Below are 9,212 nucleotides of genomic sequence, written 5' to 3' on the forward strand. Positions count from 1 at the left end.
CGGTGTGGGGGCGCGTTGGGGGGGGGGGGTTGGGGGCGGGGTGGGGGGGGGGGGCCGGGGCCGGGCCCGCCCCCGGTTGGTTGGCCCCCCGGGGCCCCCCCGGCGCCGGGGGGGGCGCCCGACCAGATATCTCACCCGCGCGTTCAGGTCACTGTGCAGACCGCACCGTTGAGCGTGAACTGCTCAGGTTCCGTGAAGGCGCCGGAGTACGTGCCCTGGAAGCCGAACGACTGGCTGCCGCCTGCGGCGATCCGGGTGTTGAACGCCGCATTGGTCGCGGTCACCGCGCCGGAGGACGGCGCGAGGGTCGCGTTCCACGCCTGGGTGACCGTCTGTCCCGACGGCAGGGTGAAGCCGAGCTTCCAGCCGTCGACGGGGGCTGTTCCGGTGTTGCTGACCTTGACATCGGCGGTGAATCCGCCCGCCCACGAGCTCGTCCCATAGGCCACACGGCAGGTGCCGGGTACTTCCGGCTCACCCGGATTCTCCTCACCGCCAACGGTGTTGACGGCCGAGGAGAAGGAGGTCACCCCGAGACCGGCGCCGTTCTGCCACGGCTCGAACCCGGCCTGGACGCTGGTGAGATACCAGGAGTTCTGGGCCATGCCCCGTGCCACGGTCTGGTCGACGAAGTCCATGACGTCGAAGCTCCAGTTGGTGATCGCGGACGGCGCCACGAACGAGATCACGTCGTTGCCGCCGTTGCTTCCGGTCCAGACCGCCCAGCTGCGGCCGGCCACGGAGGCCGTGCCGACCTGCGAGCCGATCGGCTGGATGGGCCCCACCCGGTTGAACCAGATCATGATCTCGGTCCGGTTGACACCGTCGGTCTTCGGTTGCGGGTCGAGCCAGATGTCGTAGGACGCGTTGTAGACCGCGTTGTCGACGTACGCGTACGTGATGCTGCTCGGCGCACTGCTGATCGAGCTCAGCCGCTCCGGAAGCCGGGTCCCGGGCGAGCAGTTCGTATAGTGACAGCCGTTGAAGACGGACGGGTAGGACTTGGGGGCCCCGTTCGTCGGAACCGACCCGCCGGCCCGGTCGATGGTGAAGCCGTTCCCGGACACGTTGATGCACTGTTCGTCGGCGGTGCCCCAGCGGTTGTTCTGTACCACGTACCTGTTCTGGATGACGGCCGTGCCGTACTGGTCGCAGATCAGTGTGTCCGCGTGAGCGGGCGTCGCGACCGTGCCGAGGGCCGCGAGCGAGGCCAGTGCCACGAGTAACGCCGTCACGGCGCTCCGTGCGGACCTGAGAGAGGCGATGAGGCTCTTCATGATGTCCTTTCGGTAGGACCCGATGGTGGGAGCGCTCCCAGTACATGCTCCGGCGTGGAACCTATGGGGCTGCTGCGACTCTCCACAAGGGTCGGTCCGTAACACTTCCTGCGCCGACCCGCGAAGATCGCCGCACCGGGGGGTCGCACACGGCCCGGCGGGTACGACACACCCCGGCAACAGGCACGCAATCAACAAATTGTTCAAAGCCCCTACGGTCTCGTGCTGTTGGACCATCTCCATCCCCGCCCGCCCTTGGAGCGCCCATGGTGTCCGCACCACCCGTACATCCCGTCGACGCGGTCCCTCCGATACGCCAACTGGCAGCCTTCGGGCTGCAACATGTGCTCGCGATGTACGCAGGCGCGGTGGCGGTGCCGTTGATCGTGGGCGGAGCGATGAAACTGCCGCCCGCCGATCTGGCCTATCTGATCACCGCGGACCTGCTGATCTGCGGGGTGGCGACGCTCATCCAGTGCGTCGGCTTCTGGCGCTTCGGCGTGCGTCTGCCGATCATGCAGGGCTGTACGTTCGCCGCCGTCTCACCGATGGTTCTGATCGGCACGACGGGCGGCGGGCTGCCCGCCATCTACGGCTCCGTGATCGTCGCGGGGCTCGCGATCGTTCTCCTCGCCCCGGTCTTCGGCCGGCTGCTCCGCTTCTTCCCGCCGCTCGTGACGGGCACGGTGATCCTGATCATCGGCGTCTCGCTGCTGCCGGTGGCCGGCAACTGGGTGGCCGGCGGCGCGGGTGCGCCGGACTTCGGCGCCCCGAAGAACCTCGCGCTGGCAGGCTTCGTACTGGTCGTCGTACTGGCTGTCCAGGGCTTCGCGCCGGCCTTCCTGAGCCGGATCGCCGTGCTGATCGGTATCGCGGCCGGCCTGGTGGTCTCGGTGCCGTTCGGGTTCACGGACTTCGGCGGGGTCGGGGACGCACACTGGGTGGGCATCAGCACGCCGTTCCACTTCGGCGCTCCGACGTTCCACGCATCGGCGATCATCGCGATGCTGGTGGTGGCCCTGGTGACGATGACGGAGACGACCGGGGACTTCATCGCCGTCGGCGAGATGACCGACCGCAAGGTCGAACCGCGCGCACTGGCGGACGGCTTGCGGGCCGACGGTCTGTCCACGGTCCTCGGTGGGGTGTTCAACACGTTCCCCTACACGGCGTTCGCCCAGAACGTGGGCCTGGTCGGCATGACCCGGGTCCGTAGCCGCTGGGTGGTCGCCGCGGCGGGCGGGATCCTCGTTCTGCTCGGGCTGCTGCCCAAGCTGGGCGCCGTCATCGCGGCGATTCCGGCTCCGGTGCTGGGCGGTGCGGGCCTGGTGATGTTCGGGACGGTCGCTGCGAGCGGCCTGCGGACCCTGACGCAGGTCGAGTTCAAGGGCAACAACAACCTGACGATCGTCGCCGTCTCGGTGGCGATGGGCGTGCTTCCCGTCGGGGTGCCGACGCTCTACGGCCAGTTTCCGGCCTGGTTCCAGACGGTGATGCACAGCGGGATCAGCGCGGGCTGCCTGACGGCCATCGTTCTGAACATTCTCTTCAACCACCTTCCCTCGAAGGCGAGTTCACAGACCTCTGCCCCCGCACCGGTCGGCGTGCCCGTCAGCCGCGGCGAGGGCACCGCCCAGGAGGCCGGCGATCAGCGCGTCTGAACCGTCCGGATTCGGCGGAGCCGGCCGCGCCGCGCCGGCTCCGCCGTACTCGATCCCGGTGCGGCACCCTCCAAAGGGTGCCGCAGCGGTGGTGGTTCAGGCTGCCGGGGCGAGCACCGCCCCGGCGGCGACCTCGATCCGCACCTGCCGGGTCGTGCCGTTCACACTCACCGCGAGCGTGACGGTGCCCGGCCGTAGTGCGGTGAGCGTGCCGGTGACCGGGTCCAGCGCCGCGGTGTGACGCCGGCGGGCGTCGCCCGGGTCGCCGATGTGGAGATTCGGGGAGCCGGTCCAGTCGGCACTGAGCGGGAAGGCGACCGGCACGGTCCTCGTCCCCTGGGTGACGCTCGCGCCGACCTTCGTGCGCTCTCCCGTGCCGATCACGGACGGTGCGTCGAGGGTCAGCGCGTCGACATGAGCACGCGTCTGGGCCGAGACCCAGTCGGGTCCGCCCTGCCACGGCCTGTGGCGCGCGGCCGTCTGCTCACCGGTCGATACACGGTCGGCACCGATCAGGGTCCAGCCGGTGAAGCCTCCCTCGTCCGCCGGCCCTGCCGGTGCCTTGCCGGAGTTCCCGTTGATCAGATACGGGACGCCGTCGACGTGCGAGGCGTGGAAGACGCCTACGTGGCTGCCGATCAGGGCCGCGCCCTTGCCCGTCCTGATGCGGAAGCCGGCGAGCCACTGCTCGACGAGAGCCGCTTCCTTCCTGTCGCCCAGCTGGCTGCCCTTCTGCACGGTCGGGTCACGCGGCGGCACGTGCTCGATCAGCAGGACGGAGCCGACCGAAGGGTCCGTCGCTGCCGCGTCCAGCTGCGCGCGCAGTTCCTCGATCTGGGCGAAGCCGCCGCCGCGCAGGCTGAGACTCGACGTGTCGAGCGTGATGACACGGGTGCCCTTGTGGTCGAACGTGCGCTGGGCGGGACCGAATTGAGTGATGAAGTTGTCGATCTTCCCTCCCATCACCTCGTGGTTGCCCGGTACGTAGTACCAGGGCAGGGTGTCGCCGAGCTCCTCGTCGAGGACCCGGCGGGCGAAGGCGAGGTCCGCGGGTGATCCCTCGTCGACGAGGTCTCCGTTGACGACCAGGAAGTCGGGCCGTGCGGCCTTGATCTCCTGCAGGGTGCGACGGGCCTGCCGGACGATCGCACTGTCCGGGTCGCGAGCGACGAACTGGGCGTCGGACATCACCGCGAACTGCCAGTCCCTGCGCTCGGTGACGGCAGCCGGGTCGATCAACGGGTCGGCAGGGAGTGTCTGTTCGGGCAGGTCGACGGTCGGCGGCACCTGGGCGGACAGGTCGTCGATGACGATCTCGCCGGTGTACTGCCGAGCTGCTGCCGTCTCGGCGAGATAGAAGCGGTACACGGACAGCGGCATCGCCACGCCCTGCGGTACGGCGAAGGTGACCTCGCGCCAGCCGGTCCAGGTGACGTAGGGCCCGCGCAGCAGCTGGTCCGAGCCCGCCGCGTCCTTGAGGTGCAGGGTCGGCCAGGCCCCGTTGCCGTCACCCTTGATCCACAGGGTGAACGACTGGGGCTGACCGGGTACGGGAACGGGCTGCGGCGGCGCGGCGTAGGCGGCGCGCGTCGCGGTCGACAGGGTGAAGTCGTAGGTGAGCCGCAGTCCGCTGCCGGTGTGGCCGTCGGGTGTCGCGGCCAGGGAACCGGCCGCCCGGGCCTGGCTGAACTTCCAGGATCCGGCGTCGTCGAACGCCGACACCGGCTGTTCGGTGAGCCCGACACTCACCGCGAGGGTGGTGCTGGTGCCCGCGACCGTGGCCTTGATCTGTCCCGCACCGCTGCCTGTGCGGGATCTGACGGTGAACGAGCCCTGGCCGTCGTCGTCGATGTCGAACAGCGCGTGGTCGTAGTCGAGGGTGACATCACCCGGCTCCACGGGGGCGCTGGTGCCGTGGGCGTCGAGGCCCACGATGCCGAAGGTGCCGGTGGCCTGCGCGTCCGCGAGGCCGACCCGTACGGTGGTCGGCCGGATCCGGGCCAGCCGGTCCAGGACAGTGAGCTGCGTGGTGCCGTGGACACCGGCCCGTTCTGCCCGCACGTCCGTCGTGCCACTGCGGCGGGCGCTGAAGACGCCGTGGGAGTCGACGCTGCCGATGGCCGGGGCCGTGGTGCGCCAGCGCGGAGCGCCTCGGGCGGGACCGTACGTCTCGTCGTATCCGGCTGCGGTGAGCTGCCGCGTCAGGCCCGGGAAGACACGCTCGGGGTGGCCACCCCTGACGGGATCGGCGCCGGGGGCAGCACCGGCCGGTGTGCGGGTTTCCACCCAGAATCCGTGGAGGCGGCCGCTGCCGTCGGGCGCGGTGAGGGCGAGGCCGTTGGGTACGGTGCGCTCGCTTCCGTCGGACGGGCTGTTCTCCACCTGGAGCGTGTCGCTTCCGGGCTCGCGGGCGACGAGCGTCGACGAGCCGCCGCCGTCCAGATTGAGCGCACTGTACGAACCGGCCTGACGCATCATCAGGGCCAGCTCGGTGAGCGTGACGCCGCCACTGTCGGTCTGGCGGCCGTCGACAGTGACGACCTGCATGGTGCGGCCGTCCTTGGAGAACCCGACAGCGGTGCGGGGCGCGGCTGTGTTGTTGCCCTCGCCGTCGTGGTTCTGGGCGGCACCGTCGACGACGAGCAGCTCCCTGCCTCCGACTGCGGTCTGCGGAACGGCTCCGCTGTCTGTGCGTGCCCGGTACTCCATGTCGACGGGGTCACCGGGTTTCAGGGCCGTCAGCAGGGCCGCTCCGGCCTCGCGTCCGACGAGGACGGTGGTGCCGTCGGGTACGGGTCCCGACCCCGGGGTGGCCGACACGGAGACGACCTTGCCGTCCTGTACGGCTGCTTCGGCGACGGGGGCCGCATCGTCGACCGTCAGGGCACGGTCGGCGCTGCCCCAGGCAGAGGTGTAGGCGCCCACTCCCTGGGCGGGCACGTTCGCGGCGTTGTACGCGGCGAGCGGATGCTGCCCCGAGGGAAGCGTCAGGCTTCCCTCGAAGTACAGCTGCAGCACGCGCCCCGCATTCTGCGGGCCGATGCCCACCGCACGGTTGACACCCGAAGCAGGCGAGTGGACCGGGATGCCGTCCTTGATTCCGGGACCCTGCGGCGCTCCGGTCTGGTTGATGTCGAAGAAGTCCGCGTTGATCGCGGCCACGGTACGACGGCCCTGCCCCGGGTCGTACCGGGCGGCGAGTTCGGAGACCGTACGCCGTTCCGAGACCTTGCCGGCCGAGAGGTAGTCGGCGCGCGCTCCGCTGCCGTCCAGGTCGACCGAGAGGGTGTCGACCCGCAGCCACTTGTCGGATTCGAGGCGGTCGTAGGAGCTGAGGCGGATGCCGGGGGCGAGCGGCCGGGAGGTCCGGGCGGTCTCGATGCCGTCGCCGTCCGCGACTGCTCTCGCCCCGCCGGCCGGACTGCTCGCGGCCGGCGGGGCTACCGGTCTGAGGATCTCGGCGGAGTTGCGGGGGCGCGGATCGGGATTCGCATCGGCGGCTGCGGGCGCCACCGCCCCGACCGTCATCGCGGACGCCGTCGCGAGCAGCACGAGTGGCCGCAGTGCGGTGCCGAGTGTGCCAAGGCCCACAAGTCCTCCTGGTGCAGAGCTGGTTGCGCCGACGGTAAGCGCTGTCGGCGGACAGCATGGCCGGGCGCGCAGTGACGCACCAGAGGGCAACGAGAACATCAGGAGGAACAACGGGCGGCGAAGGAGTGACCTCGGCACCGGGTGGCTCGGTCATCGGCCGAACGGGCGGCCGTCGGTGGCCTTCCGGAGCCCCGCCCCGCACACTTGGCAATATGTCGACTTCAAGGCGCAGTGCGGGCCTTCTGCTTTTCCGGGTCACCGGCGCCGAGGGCGGGCGGGACGTCGATGTGCTGATCGGGCACATGGGCGGTCCGTTCTGGGCGGGCCGCGAGGCGGCTTCCTGGTCGATCCCCAAAGGTGAGTACGAGCCCGGGGAGGAGCCGGCGGCAGCCGCGCGCCGGGAGTTCGAGGAGGAGCTGGGGCTGCCGGTTCCGGACGGCGAGTGGGTCTCGCTGGGCGAGGCACGTCAGTCCGGCGGCAAGACCGTGGCCATCTGGGCCGTGGAGGCCGAACTGGACCCTGCGCAGGCCGTTCCGGGAACGTTCACCATGGAGTGGCCGAGAGGGTCCGGTGTGCAGCGGGAGTTCCCGGAAATGGACCGGTTCGCCTGGTGCACACCGGACGAGGCCGCCGAACGCCTGGTGGCGGGCCAGCGCGTCTTCGTCGAGCGGCTGCGCGGTTACGTCCGGGACGGGCGCACGCCCTCGGATCCGTAGGCCTCCAAGCCGTGAACCCCGGAGCTCGCGACCGGGCGGCCGGCCCGTAGTTCGAGGCGGTCGCCCGCGAATCGGCTGCGGAAGCTGCGGTCGTGCGAGACGACGACAACGGCGCCCTTGTACTGGGCGAGTGCCGCCTCCAGCTCCTCGACCAGGCTCAGCGCGATGTGGTTCGTCGGCTCGTCCAGAACCAGCAGATCGGCCGGCCGGGTCACCAGTCGGGCCAGGGCCAGCCTGCGCTGCTGCCCGATGGACAGTGCCGCGACGGAGACGGTCAGGTCTTCCGGGCGGAAGAGGCCGAGGGCCAGCAGATCCTCGGCGTACTCATCGGCGAACCCCGGTCGGCCCGCCGCGAACGTGGCGAGCAGGGATCGGCGTGTCGGCCTGACGGGGAGTTCCTGCGGCAGATAGCCGATCCGTGCCCGGCGCCGGACCCTGCCGGCGTCAGGTGCGAGATCCCCGGCCAGGACACGCAGCAGGGTGGACTTACCCGCGCCGTTGGGTCCGGTGATCAGCAGTCTCTGTCCCGGCCCGATGCACAGCGCGGGCAGGTCCAGGCGGTCGCCGACGACAACGGAATCGAGCTCGGCCAGCGGTTCGGGGCTCGCGTTGCCCTCGGCCTCCCGGTCACCTGCTGTCGAGAGCTCGGCGGTGAAGCGCAAGGGCTGGGGAGGCGCGGGCACAGGAGTGCGGCGTAGCGCCTCCAACCGGGTCCTGGCCGCCCTGACCTGCCCGGACAGTTTGGTCTCGTGCGATCTGCGGTGCTTGCCGAAGCCCTGCCCGGGGTCCTTGCCGGATACCGCCAGGCGCTGACCGGCCGCGCTCACCAGATCCTCGGTACGGGCCAGCTCGGCCAGCCACTCCTGGTGCTCCTGTGCCCAGCGGCGGCGGGCGGCGGCCTTGGCCGTTCGGTAGCCGCCCCAGCCGTCCCCGTACCGGGAGACGCTGCGCAGGTCCCGGTCGACCTCCAGGATCACGGTGGTGATCCGCTCCAGGAACGCCCGGTCGTGGGTGACGGTCACGACGGTGCCGCGGTGGGCGCGGAGGTGGTCCTCCAGCCAGGTGACGGCGGCGACGTCGAGATGGTTGGTGGGTTCGTCGAGCAGGAGGAGTTCCGGGGCCACGGCCAGCACGCAGGCCAGGGCCAGCCTGGACTGCTCGCCGCCGGACAGCGTGCCGAGCCCGCGCTCCCGGCCGAGGTGGCCGAGACCGAGGCCGTGCAGCGCCGCGTCGGCCCGCGCGTCGGCCTGGTACCCGCCGCGTTCCTCGTACTCCGTGAGCAGATCACCGTACGCACCGAGCTCCGCCTCGGTGGGATCCCCGTCGGACATCGCCGATTCGGCCTCGCCGATCAGGCGCTCCAGGGCACGCAGCTCGGCGAGGGCCGCGTCGACGGTGTCCTGGACAGTGCTGCCGGGGTCGAGCATGAGGGTCTGGGCGAGGTACCCGGTGCCGCCGGGAAAGCTGACGGTGATGTCACCGCTCTCCGGTGCCTCGGCTTGGGCCATCAGACGGAGCAGGGTTGATTTCCCGGAACCGTTCTCGCCGATGACGCCGACCTTCTCGCCGGGACGGACGGTGAGGGACACCTGATCGAGGACGGATCGGTCTCCGTAGGCCTGGGAGACGTCGTTCATGGACAGCTGGGCGCGGTGGCGCTGGGGAGACATGGGTACTTTCCCTGAGGTGACAGGCCCTCGGCAGCGCACAGTGAACGCGTCGGCGGGGCAGGGGTGTCGGGCGGCGGGAAGGACTGCGGCACACTGCGCGACCCCGGTGGGTCACGAGGCGACGCTCAGCGTCGCGCGGCGGCGTCCTGGCCGGAAATCAGAGAAAGAAGTAGTACGAACCCATGCGACCCAGTGTAACCACGCTCCAACGGGCCCCGCTGTCGATTTCGGACGGAGCGGTGCTCGGTCCCCAGCACGCATACGACGGCGGCCGTCCGGAGCTGTGCGCTCCGGACG

General features: G+C 70.6%; 5 protein-coding genes. 2 read left to right on the top strand and 3 right to left on the bottom strand.

Annotated elements, in window-relative coordinates; all coding sequences use genetic code 11:
• Positions 1–143 precede the first annotated feature (143 nt).
• Complete coding sequence (locus tag ACFWBQ_RS36905) at positions 144–1,277, bottom strand: cellulose binding domain-containing protein (RefSeq protein WP_385507972.1); 1,134 nt, start codon at positions 1,275–1,277, stop codon at positions 144–146.
• 266 nt (positions 1,278–1,543) lie between these two features.
• On the opposite strand from ACFWBQ_RS36905, the gene ACFWBQ_RS36910 reads away from it, so the two are divergent.
• Complete coding sequence (locus tag ACFWBQ_RS36910; protein WP_385507976.1) at positions 1,544–2,938, top strand: nucleobase:cation symporter-2 family protein; 1,395 nt, start codon at positions 1,544–1,546, stop codon at positions 2,936–2,938.
• Between the two features lie 96 nt (positions 2,939–3,034).
• Here the strand turns inward: ACFWBQ_RS36910 and ACFWBQ_RS36915 are convergent, their stop codons facing one another.
• Positions 3,035–6,466: a phosphodiester glycosidase family protein gene (locus ACFWBQ_RS36915; RefSeq protein ID WP_385507985.1), complete on the bottom strand. Its 3,432-nt coding sequence runs from the start codon at positions 6,464–6,466 to the stop codon at positions 3,035–3,037.
• 275 nt (positions 6,467–6,741) lie between these two features.
• Here ACFWBQ_RS36915 and ACFWBQ_RS36920 point away from each other — a divergent pair, with 275 nt between their 5' ends.
• Entirely contained in the window at positions 6,742–7,245 is a 504-nt protein-coding gene (locus ACFWBQ_RS36920) for an NUDIX domain-containing protein (RefSeq protein ID WP_385507978.1), read from the top strand.
• Here ACFWBQ_RS36920 and abc-f read toward each other — a convergent pair.
• Positions 7,209–8,915 (bottom strand): ribosomal protection-like ABC-F family protein, encoded by a 1,707-nt coding sequence (gene abc-f / locus ACFWBQ_RS36925; protein WP_385507981.1) that lies wholly within the window; start codon positions 8,913–8,915, stop codon positions 7,209–7,211. The genes ACFWBQ_RS36920 and abc-f overlap by 37 nt on opposite strands.
• Positions 8,916–9,212 lie beyond the last annotated feature (297 nt).

It is taken from the genome of Streptomyces sp. NPDC060035 (assembly GCF_042736635.1).
Classification (GTDB): domain Bacteria; phylum Actinomycetota; class Actinomycetes; order Streptomycetales; family Streptomycetaceae; genus Streptomyces.